The organism is Streptomyces sp. NPDC045968 (genome assembly GCF_056430475.1).
The window spans coordinates 262,804-278,932 of sequence record NZ_JBWKLF010000010.1 but is presented as its reverse complement, the minus strand read 5'-3'; the positions used below and the strand labels follow the sequence as shown (position 1 = coordinate 278,932).

12 protein-coding genes and 2 pseudogenes are annotated in these 16,129 nt (G+C 70.1%); 8 read left to right on the top strand and 6 right to left on the bottom strand.

From position 1 onward, the window contains the following. Positions 1-48: 48 nt before the first annotated feature. Both AC07FA_RS27955 and AC07FA_RS27950 read right to left on the bottom strand, forming a co-directional pair. Positions 49-216: pseudogene (locus tag AC07FA_RS27955) on the bottom strand (DUF4383 domain-containing protein); the annotation flags it as partial. Positions 217-362: 146 nt separating this feature from the next. Then, positions 363-866, bottom strand: coding sequence for a MarR family winged helix-turn-helix transcriptional regulator (locus AC07FA_RS27950; protein WP_479079079.1), 504 nt, complete (start codon positions 864-866; stop codon positions 363-365). Positions 867-947: 81 nt separating this feature from the next. Here AC07FA_RS27950 and AC07FA_RS27945 point away from each other — a divergent pair, with 81 nt between their 5' ends. From AC07FA_RS27945 to AC07FA_RS27910, 8 genes and pseudogenes are all read left to right on the top strand, one after another. After that, positions 948-3,068, top strand: a complete 2,121-nt coding sequence (locus AC07FA_RS27945) for an MMPL family transporter (protein WP_479079078.1) — start codon at positions 948-950, stop codon at positions 3,066-3,068. A 977-nt stretch (positions 3,069-4,045) separates the two neighbouring features. Further along, positions 4,046-5,653 (top strand): SDR family oxidoreductase, encoded by a 1,608-nt coding sequence (locus AC07FA_RS27940; RefSeq protein ID WP_479079077.1) that lies wholly within the window; start codon positions 4,046-4,048, stop codon positions 5,651-5,653. Positions 5,654-5,657: 4 nt separating this feature from the next. Continuing rightward, complete coding sequence (locus AC07FA_RS27935; protein ID WP_479079076.1) at positions 5,658-7,031, top strand: cryptochrome/photolyase family protein; 1,374 nt, start codon at positions 5,658-5,660, stop codon at positions 7,029-7,031. A 15-nt stretch (positions 7,032-7,046) separates the two neighbouring features. Further along, positions 7,047-7,298 (top strand): annotated as a pseudogene (locus AC07FA_RS27930) (cryptochrome/photolyase family protein); the annotation flags it as partial. A gap of 141 nt (positions 7,299-7,439) precedes the next feature. Then, a complete protein-coding gene (locus tag AC07FA_RS27925; protein WP_479079150.1) occupies positions 7,440-8,573 on the top strand; it encodes a polyprenyl synthetase family protein in 1,134 nt (377 codons plus the stop codon). Beyond that, positions 8,570-10,141: a phytoene desaturase gene (locus AC07FA_RS27920; protein WP_479079075.1), complete on the top strand. Its 1,572-nt coding sequence runs from the start codon at positions 8,570-8,572 to the stop codon at positions 10,139-10,141. The genes AC07FA_RS27925 and AC07FA_RS27920 overlap by 4 nt, the downstream gene beginning before the upstream one ends. Continuing rightward, positions 10,128-11,123: a phytoene/squalene synthase family protein gene (locus AC07FA_RS27915; protein WP_479079074.1), complete on the top strand. Its 996-nt coding sequence runs from the start codon at positions 10,128-10,130 to the stop codon at positions 11,121-11,123. The genes AC07FA_RS27920 and AC07FA_RS27915 overlap by 14 nt, the downstream gene beginning before the upstream one ends. Next, the gene (locus AC07FA_RS27910) at positions 11,120-12,127 is read left to right on the top strand and encodes a DUF5914 domain-containing protein (RefSeq protein ID WP_479079073.1); all 1,008 of its coding nucleotides are present in this window, start codon (positions 11,120-11,122) and stop codon (positions 12,125-12,127) included. The genes AC07FA_RS27915 and AC07FA_RS27910 overlap by 4 nt, the downstream gene beginning before the upstream one ends. A gap of 58 nt (positions 12,128-12,185) precedes the next feature. On the opposite strand, the gene AC07FA_RS27905 is transcribed toward AC07FA_RS27910, so the two are convergent. The 4 genes from AC07FA_RS27905 to AC07FA_RS27890 are packed head-to-tail and all read right to left on the bottom strand — an operon-like array spanning position 12,186 to position 15,905. After that, positions 12,186-13,682, bottom strand: coding sequence for an FAD-dependent oxidoreductase (locus AC07FA_RS27905; protein ID WP_479079149.1), 1,497 nt, complete (start codon positions 13,680-13,682; stop codon positions 12,186-12,188). Between the two features lie 53 nt (positions 13,683-13,735). Then, complete coding sequence (locus AC07FA_RS27900; protein ID WP_479079072.1) at positions 13,736-14,467, bottom strand: class I SAM-dependent methyltransferase; 732 nt, start codon at positions 14,465-14,467, stop codon at positions 13,736-13,738. Continuing rightward, entirely contained in the window at positions 14,464-15,687 is a 1,224-nt protein-coding gene (locus tag AC07FA_RS27895) for a lycopene cyclase family protein (protein ID WP_479079071.1), read from the bottom strand. The genes AC07FA_RS27900 and AC07FA_RS27895 overlap by 4 nt, the downstream gene beginning before the upstream one ends. Then, entirely contained in the window at positions 15,684-15,905 is a 222-nt protein-coding gene (locus AC07FA_RS27890) for a hypothetical protein (protein ID WP_479079070.1), read from the bottom strand. Before AC07FA_RS27890 ends, AC07FA_RS27895 begins: the two co-directional genes overlap by 4 nt. Positions 15,906-16,129 lie beyond the last annotated feature (224 nt).

The following is a 16,129-nucleotide window of genomic DNA, read 5'->3' as shown; positions in this document are numbered from 1 at the left end:
GCATGACGGGCCTGTCCGACCACCACACGGTCGCGGTGAGCCTGGCCTGAGCGCGATGTTGGTGGTCATGCCCGCGATTTTTGCCGCCCGCTGCGTCCAAGGGACTGAGTGCGTCGGCGTAGCCGAGGCCGGCGAAGGCGAGGAGCACGAGGCCGCACCGTAGCGGTAGACGGATGCTGGGCGGTGGTCGATTGGCAGTTCGTCCTGCAGCTTCAGGCCCCCTCTTCATCCTGGATGAGGGACTTGGATGCGAATACGTGCATTTTCGCTATTCGTCACCGTCCTCACCTTCCTCTCCATGGAACGGCCTTGGCATTCATCCACCCCGACTTGGAGCAGGCATGGAGCACCAGAGCACACGTTCAGGGCGCAGAGGGCCGGCTGCGCAGGAGCGAGAGCTCTCGGTTCATCTCGGTCAGGAAGCGGGCAACCACCATCAGCTCTTCGGGATCGAAGCGCTGACGTGCGGCTTCGGTGCCGCGGGCCAGGGGTTGGAAGTAGTTCCTGGCCACCTTTTTGGCCGCCTCCGCGTAGTGCAGGTGCACGACACGGCGGTCGTCGGACGCACGGACGCGCCGGATATGCCCCGCCCTCTCCAACCGGTCGATGCACGCGGTGATCGCGCCGGAGGTGATATCGAGCTGCCCGCGCAACCGCCCGGGTGTCATGGGCCCATCGTCGGGGTCGGCGTCGAGGATCGCGATCAGAGCTTGCACATCAGTGAGATGCAGCCCCTGCGCTTGGGCGAACTCGTGGGCGATGCGGTTGAACTCGCCGTTCATCCCACGCAAAAGGACCGCGAAGGACTGCAACCCCGTCGGGTCGTTCGGGGGAAGAGGTGATGACGTGCCGCCGGTCCCATGCATGACTCCAGTATATGATTACTCACTCATTGAGATATTCAATGAGTGAGTTAGTCAATCGCCACGATACTTGGGGAAATGCTCATGAGAACCACACCGCGCTGGGCCCGGTGGCTCGTCCCGCTCGTCCTGCTGGTGGTCTGGCTCGGCGTGGGGGGAACGCTCGGGCCGTACGCGGGCAAACTGGGCGAGGTCGCCACCAACGACCAGGCGGCGTTCCTTCCGCAGAGCGCGGAGTCCACCAAGGCGCTCAAGGCTCGTGAGGTGTTCGACCAGTCGGAGACCCTGCCCGCGATCGTCGTGTGGACGGCAAACGGCAACCAGGTCACCGACACCCAGCAGTCGGCTGCCTCGGACGCGATCGACGGACTTGCCGGACGGCCCGGCGTCGTCGGCGCTCCGTCACCCGCGTTCCTCTCCGACGACGGGCAGGCGATGCAGGCCGTCGTCCAGTTGAAGCCGAACCTCGGCGACGAACTGCCCGACGTGCTGGGAGAGGTGCGCGAGGCCGCAGGAGGCGTACCCGGCACCACAGCACAGATCGCTGGCCCAGCGGCAAGTCAGGCCGATCTCTCGGACGCGTTCGCCGGCATCGACGGCCTTCTGCTGGGCGTGGCGCTCGGCGCCGTTCTGCTGATCCTGCTGCTCGTTTACAGAAGCGTCCTGCTGCCGTTCCTGATCATCCTCGGGTCCGTCTTCGCCCTGGGGCTGGCCTGTGCGATCGTCTACGCACTCGCCGACAGGGACCTGGTCCGAGTGGACGGTCAGGTGCAGGGCATTCTCTCCATCCTTGTGATCGGCGCCGCAACCGACTACGCGCTCCTGCTGGCGGCGCGCTTCCGTGAGGAACTCGCCGCAAGGGGAGACCGGGTTGCGGCCGCCCTCGCCGCAGTACGCCGGTCCTTCGGCGCCATCACTGCGAGCGCGGCCACCGTGGCCTTGGCGCTGCTGGCCCTGCTGGCCAGCGACCTGACGAACAACCGTGCCCTCGGACCGGTAGGTGCCATCGGCATCGTGTGTGCCGTGCTCTCCACCCTCACCTTCCTGCCGGCCGTCCTGGCGCTGCTGGGAAAGACCGCGTACTGGCCCTCCCGACCGAAGGAGTCGGACGCATCCGTGGAGGGCCACCGCGTGTGGCGCCGCGTCGCAGCGAGCGTAGACGCCCGGCCTCGCCGGACCTGGGTGGTGACCGCGCTCGTCCTTGCCGTCTTCGCGGCTTTCTCCCCTTCGCTCTCGGCCAAGGGGGTACCTCTCGACGAGATCTTCGTCAACGACGCCCCTTCGGTAGCCGCGCAGAAGACGCTCGGCGAGCACTTCCCCGGCGGCTCCGGTAATCCCGCCTTCATCATCGCCGACGCCGACCGCACTGCTCAGGTGACGGCAGCGGCGAAGCGCACCGAAGGCGTGGCGTCGGCCGTCGCGGTGACCGCGTCCGGGCAGCCGGGCTCCGGCGAGCCACTTGTCGTCGACGGGCGGGTCCGCGTCGATGCCACCCTGAAAGCTGCGGCGGACAGTGACGCCGCCAAGGGGACCATCGAGCGGCTGCGCGAGAACGTGCATGCGGTGGCCGGGGCCGACGCGCTGGTCGGCGGGTATACGGCACAGCAGTACGACACCCAGCAAACGGCCGCCCGGGACCGAACACTCATCGTGCCCCTCGTGCTCGGCATCATCCTCCTGATCCTGATCCTGCTGCTCCGCTCACTGCTCGTTCCGGTCCTGCTGGTGGCGACCGTCGCACTCAACTTCCTGGCCACGCTCGGAGTGTCGACGCTGGTCTTCGAGCACCTCCTCGGCTTCAGTGGCACAGACGCGTCGGTGCCGTTGTACGGGTTCGTGTTCCTGGTGGCACTCGGAGTCGACTACAACATCTTCCTCATGTCCCGCGTACGGGAGGAAGCCCTCGCCCACGGCACCCGACAAGGGGTGCTGCGCGGATTGACCACGACCGGAGGAGTGATCACCTCCGCGGGTGTGGTGCTCGCCGCCACGTTCGCGGCTCTGATGGTGATTCCGTTGGCCTTCCTGGTCCAGATCGCGTTCATCGTGGCCTTCGGCGTCCTGCTCGACACCCTGGTGGTCCGCTCGCTCCTTGTTCCCGCGTTGGTGCTCGACATCGGCCCCCGGGCCTGGTGGCCCAGCGCCCTGGCCCGCGACAACAAGGAACCCGAGAACGAGGCGAGGCAGGGGAAGCACGCGGTGTGACGGCCGCCCGCATGCCGACGGCGGCGGACACCGACATGGTCCGCGATGCCGATGAGTACGCGGTTCTACGGGAGCTCCGTGGCCACATGCCCCCGCCGGCGCGCACGTGGCGGACCGATTGGTCACCGCGATCGGACAGCGCCGGCCGTCGGTCTACGTGCCCCGCTGGCTGAGGGCGGCTCAGCTCTGCCGACAAGGCCGGCTCCCGCTCCCAGCGCGACTAGCCAGACCGTTTTCGTTTGGAACACCGGGCAGACCAGGGAACCCCGGCTACTTATCTGAAGGAAAGGTGGACCTTCGATCCGTCTGACACCTCCAGGCGATCGCGTCGATCACCTCCTGATGGTCCCTCCACCGGCACCCTCACCTCGAGTGATCCGAACGAAACGGCCTGGCCAAGGACCGTCCGGCGAGGCCTGGAACAGCGAGGACTGTCTACGGTGTCTCACCGGCGCCAAGCGCGGCGGATGCGTACTCCTGCCGGAGAGCAGGAGAACGCCCACTTCCGGCCGTTCGGGTGACGCGGTGCATCCAGAGACACAGTTGGCGGTGAAACAGGTGTGTGGGCGGTGGACACCGCCTGACGCCTGCAACAGGAGACGCTCATGCACGCTGTGGTGATGGGCCTGGCTCCAGCGACCGTCAGCTGATCGCGCGATGGCATCGACGCGCACCGGGAGATCCCGTGCTGCTGCCGGGTCGTCGGTCCCGTCCGCCAGCGCAGACGCTACGGGAATCGGGGTGGCAGGCGGCGCTGCAGCATTCCGGGATGACTGCCGCCGGGGTCGCGCTATGCGTCGGCGTGCGAAGGCCGATGCCGGCGAACGGGACTTGCCGGAGGTGGCTGATGAGCAGAGCGGCTTCCGGTTCCTCGTCATGGCCGCCGACCGCGTCACGGCGAAAGGCGGGGTCACGCTGTTGCGCCAATGATCGGACATCAGAGGGCAACACCGGACTGAGAACTTGGAGGAACACTCGTGGCGACGACGGACGGACAGCGGGGCGCGGAGCGGCTGCACTGCCTTGTCACCGGAGCGTCCGGATACATCGGCGGTCGGCTGGTTCCGGAATTGCTTGACGCGGGACACCGGGTCCGGTGTCTGGCCCGCTCCCCCGACAAGCTCCGCGACCACCCATGGGCGCGGGACACGGAGACGGTACGCGGAGACGTCACGGACCGCGCGTCCGTCTCGGAGGCCATGCGCGGAGTAGACGTCGCGTACTACCTGGTGCACGCCCTCGGCGCCGGCCCGGATTTCGAGGACACGGACCGCCGCGCGGCACGGATTTTCGCCGAGCAGGCGGACGCCGCCGGCGTCCGCCGGATCGTCTATCTCGGCGGACTCACCCCGAAGGACGTACCCGAACACTCCCTTTCTCCGCACCTGCGATCCAGGGCAGAGGTAGGTCGCATCTTTCTCGACGGCCCGGTGCCCGCCACCGTACTGCGGGCCGCGGTGGTCATCGGTTCGGGATCGGCCTCGTTCGAGATGTTGCGCTACCTCACCGAGCGGCTGCCCGTCATGGTGACCCCCAGCTGGGTGCACACCCGCACGCAGCCCATCGGGGTCCGTGACGTGCTGCGCTATCTCGTCGGCTCGGCCGCCATGCCGAACGACGTCGACCGGGCATTTGACATCGGTGGACCGGACGTCCTCACCTACCAGGACATGATGCGCCGATACGCCGCCGTCGCCGGACTTCGGCGGCGGTTCATCGTGCCGGTACCGGTCCTCACACCGAGGCTGTCGAGCCACTGGGTCGGTCTCGTGACCCCGGTACCCGCCGCTCTGGCCCGGCCGCTGACGGAGTCGCTGCGTCACGAAGTGGTCTGCCATGAGCATGACATCACCCGCTACGTGCCCGACCCGCCGGGGCGGCCCTTGCCGTTCGACGAAGCACTGGCCTTGGCCCTGCGCAGGGTACGAGATGCCCAGGTCGCCACCCGCTGGTCGTCCGCGGCCCTACCGGGCGCGCCCAGCGACCCTCTGCCCACGGACCCCGACTGGGCCGGTGGCAGCCTTTACGAGGACGAACGGCAGCTGCCCGTCGAGGCGCCCCGAGAGTCGCTGTGGAAGGTGATCGAGGGCATCGGAGGCGACAACGGCTGGTACTCCTTCCCGTTGGCCTGGGCGGTTCGCGGCTGGCTGGACCGGTTCGTCGGCGGTGTCGGCCTGCGCCGGGGGCGACGGGACGCCGAACGCCTACGGGTCGGCGACTCACTGGACTTCTGGCGGGTCGAGGAGATCGAGCCGGGCCACCTGCTGCGGCTGCGGGCGGAGATGCGGCTGCCGGGCCTCGCGTGGCTGGAGATGTATGCAGAGACGGATGCCGCAGGCAGCACCCGTTACCGGCAGCGCGCCCTTTTCCATCCGCGCGGTCTGCTGGGCCACGCCTACTGGTGGAGCGTCTCCCCGTTCCACGCCATCGTCTTCGGCGGCATGGCCCGCAACATCGCCCAGGCTGCCGCGAAAGGCATGAGCGCACGCGGGGGCGCGTCGCACACCGGCCGCGTCCGGCATCCGTCTGCGAACAAGGACTCCGACAGCAGTACGCACAGCGCCCCCTCACGAGACCAGGAGTGACTCCATGACTGCCGCGGTCGTCCTGTTCACCTCGGATCTGCGCCTGCACGACCATCCGCCGCTGTGCGCCGCACTCGCCGCAGCCGACGAGGTGGTACCGCTCTTCGTGCGCGATCCCGGTGTGCACGCGGCAGGCTTCGACGCCCCCAACCGCAACGCCTTCCTCAACGACTGCCTGACCGACCTCGACGCCTCGCTGCGCCGACGTGGCGGCCGACTTGTCCTCCGCACAGGGCCAGTCGACCGGGAGGTCGGCGCAGTCGCCGCCGAGTGCGATGCCACGGAGGTACACATGGCCTCGGGTGTCACCGGTTACGCACATAGAAGAGAGGAGCGGCTGCACCACCATCTCGTCGAACGCGGCCTGGCACTGCGCGTGCACGACACCGTGATCACGGCGGTCGCTCCCGGCCGCGTGACACCGTCGGGAAACGACCACTACGCCGTCTTCACCCCGTACTTCCGCCGCTGGTCGGGCGAGCGGTTGCGCGAGACCTTCCCCGCGCCGCGCACCGTGCGCGTCCCCGACGGGGTACGCGGCGAGCCCCTGCCGTCGCGCGACGCGCTGTCCGGCATCTCACCGGGCCTGCCCGCCGGAGGTGAGATGGCAGGCCGGAAACGGTTCTCCCGGTGGGCCGGGGCGGAACTGTCCCGGTACGAGGAACGGCACAACGACCTGGCGGGCGACGCGACCTCCCGGCTGTCGCCGTATCTGCACTTCGGGGCCCTCTCACCGGTGGATCTCGTCCAACGGGCCCGCGCACACGGCGGCCCCGGGGCGGAGGCGTTCGTGCGGCAGCTGTGCTGGCGGGACTTCCACCATCAGGTGCTGGCGGCGCGGCCCGAGGCTTCAGCACGGGACTACCGCACGCGGCACGACCACTGGCGGGGTGAGGAGGAGGCGGCCGAGGACATCGCCGCGTGGCGCGAGGGACGTACCGGCTATCCGCTCGTCGACGCGGGGATGCGGCAGCTGCGCCACGAGGGCTGGATGCACAACCGCGCCCGCCTGCTCGTGGCGAGCTTCCTAACCAAGACGCTGTACGTCGACTGGCGGATCGGCGCCCGGCACTTCCTGGACCTGCTGGTGGACGGTGACATCGTCAACAACCAGCTCAACTGGCAGTGGGTCGCCGGAACCGGCACCGACACCCGCCCCCACCGCGTCCTCAACCCGGTTCTCCAGGGCAAACGTTTCGACCCGCGGGGAAACTACGTACGCCGATGGGTACCCGAGCTGCACGACGTGGACGACCGATACGTGCACGAACCCTGGCGTCTTCCCCCGGCGCTACGTGCCCGCCTCGACTACCCCGAACGGCTGATCGACCTCGCCGACGGGCTGGCACGCTTCAAGCACGCCCGCGGCCGCGACTGAGGGGCGAACAACGTCATGCACTGGTTCTTCGGCGGCCAGCTCGGTCCCCACTTCCTCACCCCAGGCAATGACGGTCCGGACCGGGACGCACCACTGCTGATGATCGAGGCCCGCTCGGTGTTCCGGCGCCGGCGCTTCCGCCGGGCCAAGGCTCACCTGGTGCTCTCCGCCATGCGCTACCGGGCAGTCGAACTCGGCGACCGCATGACCTACGTCCGGGCCGACATCTACCAGGAGGGGCTGGGACGCGCTCGAGGTGACACACCGCCATGACGCCACCGCCGTGGGCCGGTGGAGTGACCGGTATCGGGGTCCGCCCGCGTACTGGGCAGTCATGAGCGCATCCATACAAGGGCACTCGACGGAAGCATTGGTGTGCAAGTGACGGAGAGTGAGAAGGGACTGTGCATGCTGGGACTGCGGCCCACTGTGGCCGGCCCTGCCGACGGTCCGGTCACGGCCCTCGACGCCGTTCGTGCCGTCGAGGCAGAGCTCGGACGTGTCTTTGACGAAAGACTGCGCCTGGCCCGTGAAACCGATCCGGTGTTCGCCCGCGATGTCGCCGACCGTGTCACCGCGCTCGTCCGGCGCGGTGGGAAGCGGCTACGCACGCAGTTCACGTGGTGCGGGTGGCACGCCGCCGGCGGCTCGGGTGACGCAACGGCCGTACTGCGCACGGGTGCGGCCCTCGAACTCGTCCAGGCGTGCGCTCTCATCCACGACGATGTGATGGACGGATCAACGCTGCGTCGCGGCGCACCGGCAGTGCACGTGGACTTCGCGCACATGCACCGGACCGCGCGGATGGCCGGTGCACCCGAAGCGTTCGCGACCTCCGCCGCGGTGCTGGCCGGAGACCTGGCACTGGCCTGGGCGGACGATCTGCTGACCGAAACAGCACTGGGCTCACCGCACGGCCCTCTCCTGCACCGCGAGTGGCAGGCCATGCGCGGTGAGATGGTCGCCGGACAGTACCGGGACATCCACGCGCAGGCCACCGGGGCGTCCGGCGTCGATGAGGCGGTAACCATCGCCACGCTCAAGAGCGCCCTGTACACGGTCGAGCGCCCTCTGGCTCTCGGTGCGTCTCTGGCCGGCGCCGACACATCAACCATGGACGCGCTGCGCTCCGCGGGACGCTGTGCCGGTCTGGCCTTCCAACTCCGCGACGACCTCCTGGGCAGCTTCGGCGACCCGGACCTGACGGGGAAACCCGCCGACGAGGACCTGAGGACGCGCAAGCTCACCTACCTGCTCGCCGTCGGTCTCGGGCTGGCCGAAACCTCGGGTGACGAGGTAGCCGCTGACGCGCTCACCCCCGGGCCGCACTGTCCGTCGGACGATGCCGTAAAGCGGATGCGGGCGGCACTGGAACGGACAGGGGCGCGGGCCGTCGTGGAATCGAAGATCACGGAGTTGGCGATGTCGAGTGTGCGGCACTTCGACCGTTCCGGCGCGGCCCCCTTCGTACGACGGGAGTTCGCCACGCTGGTCGAGCGGGCGGCGGGCGTGCCCCTGAAACACACCGAGGAAGCCGCGTGAGGACAGTACCCGGTCCGACGGACCATGTAGTCGTGGTGGGCGCAGGACTGTCCGGCCTCGCCTGTGCCCTGCACCTGCTGGGCGCGGGCCGCCGGGTGACGGTCGTCGAACGGGACGCCGGTCCGGGCGGCAGGGCCGGCCGCGTACGCCTTGGAGGCTACGAGGTGGACACCGGGCCCACGGTCCTGACCATGCCTCACCTGGCCGACGAGGCGTTCGCCGCCGTCGGTGACAGCCTCTACCGTCACGTCGAGCTGACGGCTCTGCGTCCGGCCTACCGGGCGTGCTTCGCGGACGGGACCTCACTCGACGTGCACACCGACGGCGAGGCCATGGAGGCGGAGGTCAGACGATTCGCCGGACCGGCCGAGGCGCGCGGCTACCGCGAACTGCGGGACTGGCTGGAGCGGCTGTACCGGGCGCAGATGCGGCGCTTCATCGATACCAACTTCGACTCGCCCTTCCAGCTTCTGCACCCGGACCTGGCACGTCTGGCGGCGCTGGGCGGCTTCGGGCGGCTGGACCCGCGCATCGCCCGTTTCCTGGCCGACCCCCGCCTGCGCCGGGTCTTCTCCTTCCAGGCCCTGTACGCCGGAGTCACCCCGGCCAGGGCCCTCGCGGCCTACGCGGTGATCGCCTACATGGACACCGTGGCCGGCGTCTGGTTTCCCAAGGGGGGCATGCACGCGCTTCCCCGCGGGATGGCGAAGGCCGCGGCCGACGCGGGTGCCGGGTTCCGCTGGTCGGCCGAAGTGACCTCGCTCGAACGAACGGCCGGCCGGGTCCGTGCAGTACGGCTGGCCTCCGGCGAGCGGATCGCCTGCGACACGGTGGTACTGGCCTGCGAGCTGTCCACCGCGTACCGGCTGGTGGGACGCGCCCCGCGGCGCCCGACAAGGCTGCGTCACTCACCGTCCGCCGTGGTCCTGCACGCGGGGACCGACCGCACCTGGGACAGCCTCTCCCACCACACCCTGTCCTTCGGCGGGGCTTGGGAGCGCACCTTCGAAGAGCTGACCGGTTCGGGGCAGCTGATGAGCGACCCGTCCCTGCTGATCACCCGGCCGACGACACACGATCCGGCCCTGGCGCCGCCGGGCAAACATCTCCACTACGTGCTCGCGCCCTGCCCGAACACGGCCGTCGGCCCCTCCGCCGCAGCGTGGCGGGATCTTGGCCCGCGTTACCGCGACAGTCTCGTCGCAGAGCTGGAGCGGCGGGGCCTGGACGGATTCGCGAACAGCGTTCAGGAGGAGCTGCTGGTGACACCGCTGGACTGGGCGGCGCAAGGGCATGCGGCGGGCAGCCCGTTCTCGGTCTCCCACACCTTCGCCCAGACCGGTCCCTTCCGCCCGCGCAACCTGGTACGCGGCGTTGAGAACGTGGTGCTGGCCGGCTGCGGCACCACCCCCGGTGTCGGTGTGCCGACGGTACTGATCAGCGGCAAACTCGCCGCCGCGCGCGTTACCGGCGGCGTCCGCGGCGGTACTGTCCGCAGCCGTCGGGCACCGCGCGCCACACGTGGCGCCGCCACCTCGCCCTTGGAGGGCACCCATGACGCGTCGTGAACTGGACGCAGCCGGGATCACCGACCCCTCTCTGCGCGCCGCCTACACCCGATGCAGGCGGCTCAACGCCCGCCACGGCCGGACCTACTTCCTGGCGACCCGCCTGCTGCCGGTGGAACGCCGCTCGGCCGTACACGCGTTGTACGGCTTCGCACGCTGGGCGGACGACATCGTGGACGACCTGGACCGGCGGCGGTTGCCCGAAGAGCGGGACCGGGTGCTGCGATGCCTGGAAAGCGATCTCGCGCACGGGCTGCGTACCGGACGCGGGGACGAGCCCGTGGTCCGCGCCGTGGCCGACACCGCCGACCGGTACGGGATCGAGCCCACGCTGTTCGCTGACTTCCTGGTCTCGATGCGCAGCGATCTGCATGTCACGGACTACCCAACCTACGCCGACCTGCGGGACTACATGCATGGCTCGGCCGCGGTGATCGGACTGCAGATGCTGCCCGTGCTCGGCACCGTCGTCCCTCGTGAGGAGGCGGCGCCGCACGCGGCGGCCCTGGGGGTGGCCTTCCAGCTCACCAACTTCCTGCGGGACGTGGGCGAGGATCTGGACCGCGGCCGGATCTACCTGCCGGCGGACCTGCTCGCCGCTCATGGTGTGGACCGGCCACTGCTGGAGTGGAGCCGCCGCACGGGCCGTGCCGACCCGAGCATCCGTGCGGCCCTCATCGCCGCCGAGGCCATGACGAGAGAGGTGTACCGGGCAGCGGAACCGGGCATCGCCATGCTCGAGCCCCGGGTGCGCCCCTGCATCCGTACAGCGTTCACTCTGTACGCCGGCATTCTCGACGCCATCGCCGAGCAGGGCCATACGGTGCTGCACCGCCGTGCGGTGGTGTCCCGGACGCGTCGCGCGGCCACAGCTGCCGCGGGAGTCGTACAGATCACGGGTGCGCGGTGGCGTGCTCGCACAACGCGTGGGATGCCTCCGGCGAATGATACGGCGATCCCGACGAAAGGACCCGTGCAGTGAATGACCGAGCCGACCGGGTCGGTTGGACATCACCGTTGCGGCGGCGCCGCCGACCGGACTGGGCGGCACAGAAGCCGACCTGGCGGGAGGCACGCCCCGCGCTGATCGCCGACGCGCTCACACGGGCCTCCGCCCGTCCATCCGGTAACTGGTTCGTCGTCGGTGCGTCACGCGACTTCCGCCCCGGGAGCCGCCCGTACGGCAGGACGGTGGGCGGTGTCGAGATCGTGCTGTGGCGGTCGGACACCGGTGCGTTGCGTGCGGGCCCCGGCGCCTGCCCGCACCTCGGTGCGCCGCTGCGCGACAGCCGGGTGGTGTGCGGCACGCTGGTGTGTCACTGGCACGGACTGGCTCTGGACGGTGGGTCGTTCGCCGGCTGGGATCCGTATCCGGTCCACGAGGACGGGGTGCTGGTGTGGGTGAGGCTGGACGCGGTCGGCGGCGAGGAGCCCTCCGAGCGTCCTGTGGTCCCTGTGCGGCCGGCGGTGGGCACTGGAGTGGACGCCGTGTTCACGGCGGTCGGGCGGTGCGAACCGCAGGACGTGATCGCCAACCGGCTCGACCCGTGGCACGGCTCGTGGTTCCACCCGTACTCGTTCGTCGACCTCACCGTGTCCCGTCTACCGCTGAGCGAGAAGGACGACGCCTTCATCGTGGACGTCTCCTTTCGCGTGACCAGCCGTCTGGTGGTGCCGGTCAGGGTCGAGTTCACCGCACCCGAGCCACGCACGGTCGTCATGCACATCACCGAGGGCGAGGGCTCCACGTCCGTGGTGGAGACTCATGCGACGCCGCTGAGCCGCGAGGCGGACGAGCGACCGCGGACCGCCGTGACCGAGGCGGTCGTCGCCGCATCGAACCGGCGCGGCTTCGCCCTCGCACGGGCCGTCGCGCCCGCACTGCGACCCCTGATGCGCCGGACTGCCGGCCGGTTGTGGCGCGACGACCTGGCCTATGCGGAGCGACGCTGGGCGCTGCGCAGCACGGGACGATTCCCGGGGTGAGCGCGGCCGGCAGGTTCGTCGCGGTGCGGTGGATCCCGGCGGTGTGCATGCGTCGGTCTCAACTCCTCGCGGCCGAGCCGAGGGCTCTCAGCACGGGTGACCGGCCCGCCCGGGGAACCGTCCACAGCACCTGTCCCCGGACGCCCCAGCGGGCGAGCAGGACGCCGGCTGCGAGGAATCCGGTGGTGGCGGCGCGTTCCATCAGAGCCACGGGAAGGTCGCAGCGAATCGCGTCACCGGCCAGCGTCACCCGGGGGTGGGGCGTCGTGACGGTGGGCCGCCGGAAGTACGAGCCGACCGGGAAGAGAGGGCAGTCGGAGCGCCACTCGTGCCGGGCGTCCACGATCCGCGCCGGTCGCGTCTCCGGGTACACCTGGTGCAGGCTGTCGACGAGGCGGTTCTGCACCGTCTCCGGCTTCGCACCGGGGGTGACGGCGTAGGCGTGCAGTTCCACCACCGAGCCGCCGCTCCGCGCGGCCCAGCGGGCGGCTTCGCCCTCGTAGCGTTCCAGAACACTGATGTTGTCCAGGCCGTCGTATCCGCTGGTGCCGAGAAACCCTGGTCGGTCGGCACGGACCGGCCGGTCCAGCCAGAGCCGGGAGACGAGGAAGGACGGGGCGGTGCACAGGGAGGCGACGTCGTCGCGCCAGGCGGAAGTGCCCAGACCGGGAGAGGCAGCGACGACCCCTCTCAGTGCCCCGGGGTCGAGTGCGAGCACGGCCGCCTCGTGCCGTTCGGCCGCACTGTCGGTCCGCACTTCCACTCCGCCACCGTCGCACGCATGGACGCCGTGCACGGGGGTGCCGGTGCGGACATCCACGCCGAGGCCCTGGAGGTAGTTGCCCAGGGGCTCCCACAGGGCTTGGGGGAAGGGTTCGTTCGGCACGTCGAAGAGCAAGCCCTCCGAGGAGCCGAGGAAGTAGATGTGGAACATCAGCAGCAGTTCAGCGGCGGACAGTTCGCGCGGGTCGGCGAAGAAGCTGCGCGAGAACACCTCGAATGCCAGATGGTGCGCGGCTTCGGGAAAACGGACGCGTTCCAGGAACGTTGTCGCGCTCATGCCGTCGTAGCGTTCGTAGACCTCGGGCACGCGGACGTCGAGAAGTGGCAGCGCGGCCCGGGCGTCCATGGCCGCGAGGTCGCGCCAGCCGAAGGTGGGGCTCCGGGCGACGAACCCGAGCGCGCTGAGTGGAGGCGTACGGGGAATGCGGGCGAAGCTGTCGGTGAGCCCGCCGCTGTGACGTAGCGGGTAGTCGGGCAGTGGACGGAGACGGTCGAGCCCGGGATCGGTCCGCCGCAACAAGCCGCGCAGATTGTAGTACTGACGGAAGAAGGCATGGAAGCCGCGGCTCATGGTCGCCTCCGATCCGTCGGCGAGTCCGGTGCGCCAACCCGCGACACGGCCGCCGAGCACCTCCTCCCGTTCGTAGAGGGTGACGCGGGCGCCTCGTTCGGCCAGCAGGGTGGCCGCGGCGAGACCCGCGATCCCTCCGCCGATCACGGCGACGCGCGGCGCTTCCGCCCGGTCGAACCGTTCCCTGCCGGGTGCCGGCATCACCAACTCGGCCTTGCGGTCGCGGCCCCGCCGCGCCGCGCCTCGCCCGGCGCTCACTGGGCGTCCCGCACTGCCGCTGCGGAGCTCTTGCGCGCGAGGAAGGTGTGCACAATGCCGGTCTGCCACCCAGCGACGGGTGCCGCTCGCACGCCCGTGAATCCAGCGTCGGCCAGACGCTCAGTGAAGGCGGGGACGGTGTCGAAGTCGAGAACGCTGCGCCACAGGTGATGGTAGAGAGCAGAGTCACCGCTGAGGGAGCCCGCCGGGATGATCACCCCCTGGCACACGGCCGTCCACAGGGCGCGGTGAGCGACCGAGCCACTGAGGCTGTACTCGTGGACGGCGAGCCGTCCGCCGGGCCGGAGCAGCGACCGGACATTCTTCAGGACTCCGTCCGGGTCGGTGACGTTGCGGAACAGGTAAGCGGCGAACACCGCGTCGTACGGCCCCTCCCCCGCCGTCGCGACTTCCTCGGCGGTCAGGTGCAGGAAGCGCACGTGGGCCGGCCATGGTTTGGCCAGTGCGCGCCGCAGCATCCCCGCCGAGGCGTCGACGGCCGTGATCCGGGCGCGGGGCGCGGCTCGTAGCAGGGCCCGGGTGGAGGCACCCGTGCCGCAGCCGAGGTCGAGGATGTGCAGACCGGAGCCGGCCAAGGGCAGCCGCAGCCGTCGGGCCGAACGCAGGAGGTCGGTGTGGTAACCGGGGTTGAAGGACGTGAGGAGGTCGTAGGTGGGCGACGCGTGATCGAAAGCGCGTGCCAGGTCGTGGTCGCGCAGCAGTGTCATCGGTGGCTCTCTCCGATTCGTGGGGCAGGGTGGAAACGCCGGGGCAGGAATGGGAGTTCGGCGGCGGTTCGGAGCATGGGGCCGATGGGGGTGCGCAGGCCGATGCCCCATTCCTCCCAGGGGGATGTGGCGCCGTCGAGGAAGCGCAGCAGACGTTCCGGGGGGATGCGGCGGAACAGGCCGGTGAAGAAGTCGGCGCCGTCGATCCGCCCGGTGTCCAGGGCCCTCAGCAGCACCGCGTCCATGGCCAGCGCCCGCCGCCCGTGCGGCGCGGGTACGAACGTGCGGCCGTCACGAAGGGCGGCGGCGATGGCGCGGCTCTGCCGCTGGACCGCGGCGAAGGTGTAGCCGGTCGCCGGGCGGGTCGCGCCGCCCGCGGTTCCGATCCGGAAGGCGGCGGGACCGGTCCGGCGAGTGAAACGCGCGTCGGTCATGGGGATGACGCCCTGCTCCGCCGTATCGACGGTGAACGCCCCGAGGTTCAGGATGTTGCTGCTGTAGTGGGCCAGCGCGGCCTCGTACGCCGTCGTGGTCAGCGGAGCACGGGAGAACTCGGTGTACTCGACGAGTGCCCGGTCCGGCGCCAGCGGCAGTACGTAGCCGAAGGCGAGCCCGTGGCGCGGCTGCGGTACCCGGAAGTCCATCAGGTCGGCGACCGCGGGGTCGAACCGGTCCGTGTGGGTGCGCACGAACCAGCCACGGAAGTGCTGCATCAGCTGCGTCCGAGCCGGTGGCAGGGTGAGGCACGGGCGGGAGTCGAACACATGGCGGGCGCGGAGTGTCACCGTCCGGCTGTTGAGCGTCGTACAGCGGACTTCCGCGCCGTCAACCGTGTCACGCACCGTTTCCGCGGTCGCACGCAGGACGTGCGAGCCCGGTGAACGGGCAAGCCGGGAGTGCACCAGTCGTTCGAAGTCCGTGGACCGGAGCATGCGGTAGCGCAGCGGAGAAGGGTCCACGGTGATCGCAGTGCCGTCGGTGCCATGGAGGCGCAGCCGGGACCAGGAGGCGCTGACCGCTTCGTCGAAGTCGCTGGTGCCCTGGTCCCAGTAGCACCAGGTCCGTTCGGGCGGTCGTCGTGGACCGTCCGGTGCCTCCACCACGATCACGGTGGGAGAACCGGTCGCCGTCAGTTGGTGCGCGAGGCTGAGCCCGGACGCGCCCCCGCCGACGATGACTACGTCGGAGGCGCCGTCGGGGTCGTCGGAAGGTCGGCTCACCTGGCACGCCGATCGACGACGGGCGTTCCGTCCGGCATCGTGCGCAACAGCTCGGCCTCCGCCTCCATCGCGTCGACGACCGAGCCGGGTCGCATGATGCCGAGCGCGGCGTGGAAGAACGCGGCGGGCGCGCGGACGTCGACCGCCATCAGATACTCGGCGACCTCGTCACCGACCTCCGTCGCCCGGCCGAAGGCCACCGACCCGAAGGCCGTCACGACCGCGTCCAGCCCACCCGGCCCGGCCGCCGCGCCATGCACGGCGCGTGCACAGGAGGAGGGGTCGTAGGCGTCGAACAGAACGGTCGGAGCGCCCGGGCGGAGCTGAGCCGCCCGGGCGAGGGGGGGGGGGGGGGGGGGGCGGGAGGGGGGGGGGGGGGGGGCAAGAATTAAAACGACTATTAGGGGGGCGACACAGAAAAAGAAGGCATTCTAACCAACAC

Bases quoted from the DNA above. Each gene is read 5' to 3' on its own strand.
- AC07FA_RS27950 (WP_479079079.1), bottom strand. From the start codon at position 866: ATGCATGGGACCGGCGGCACGTCATCACCTCTTCCCCCGAACGACCCG.
- AC07FA_RS27945 (WP_479079078.1), top strand. From the start codon at position 948: ATGAGAACCACACCGCGCTGGGCCCGGTGGCTCGTCCCGCTCGTCCTG.
- AC07FA_RS27935 (WP_479079076.1), top strand. From the start codon at position 5,658: ATGACTGCCGCGGTCGTCCTGTTCACCTCGGATCTGCGCCTGCACGAC.
- AC07FA_RS27925 (WP_479079150.1), top strand. From the start codon at position 7,440: ATGCTGGGACTGCGGCCCACTGTGGCCGGCCCTGCCGACGGTCCGGTC.
- AC07FA_RS27915 (WP_479079074.1), top strand. From the start codon at position 10,128: ATGACGCGTCGTGAACTGGACGCAGCCGGGATCACCGACCCCTCTCTG.
- AC07FA_RS27905 (WP_479079149.1), bottom strand. From the start codon at position 13,682: ATGCCGGCACCCGGCAGGGAACGGTTCGACCGGGCGGAAGCGCCGCGC.
- AC07FA_RS27900 (WP_479079072.1), bottom strand. From the start codon at position 14,467: ATGACACTGCTGCGCGACCACGACCTGGCACGCGCTTTCGATCACGCG.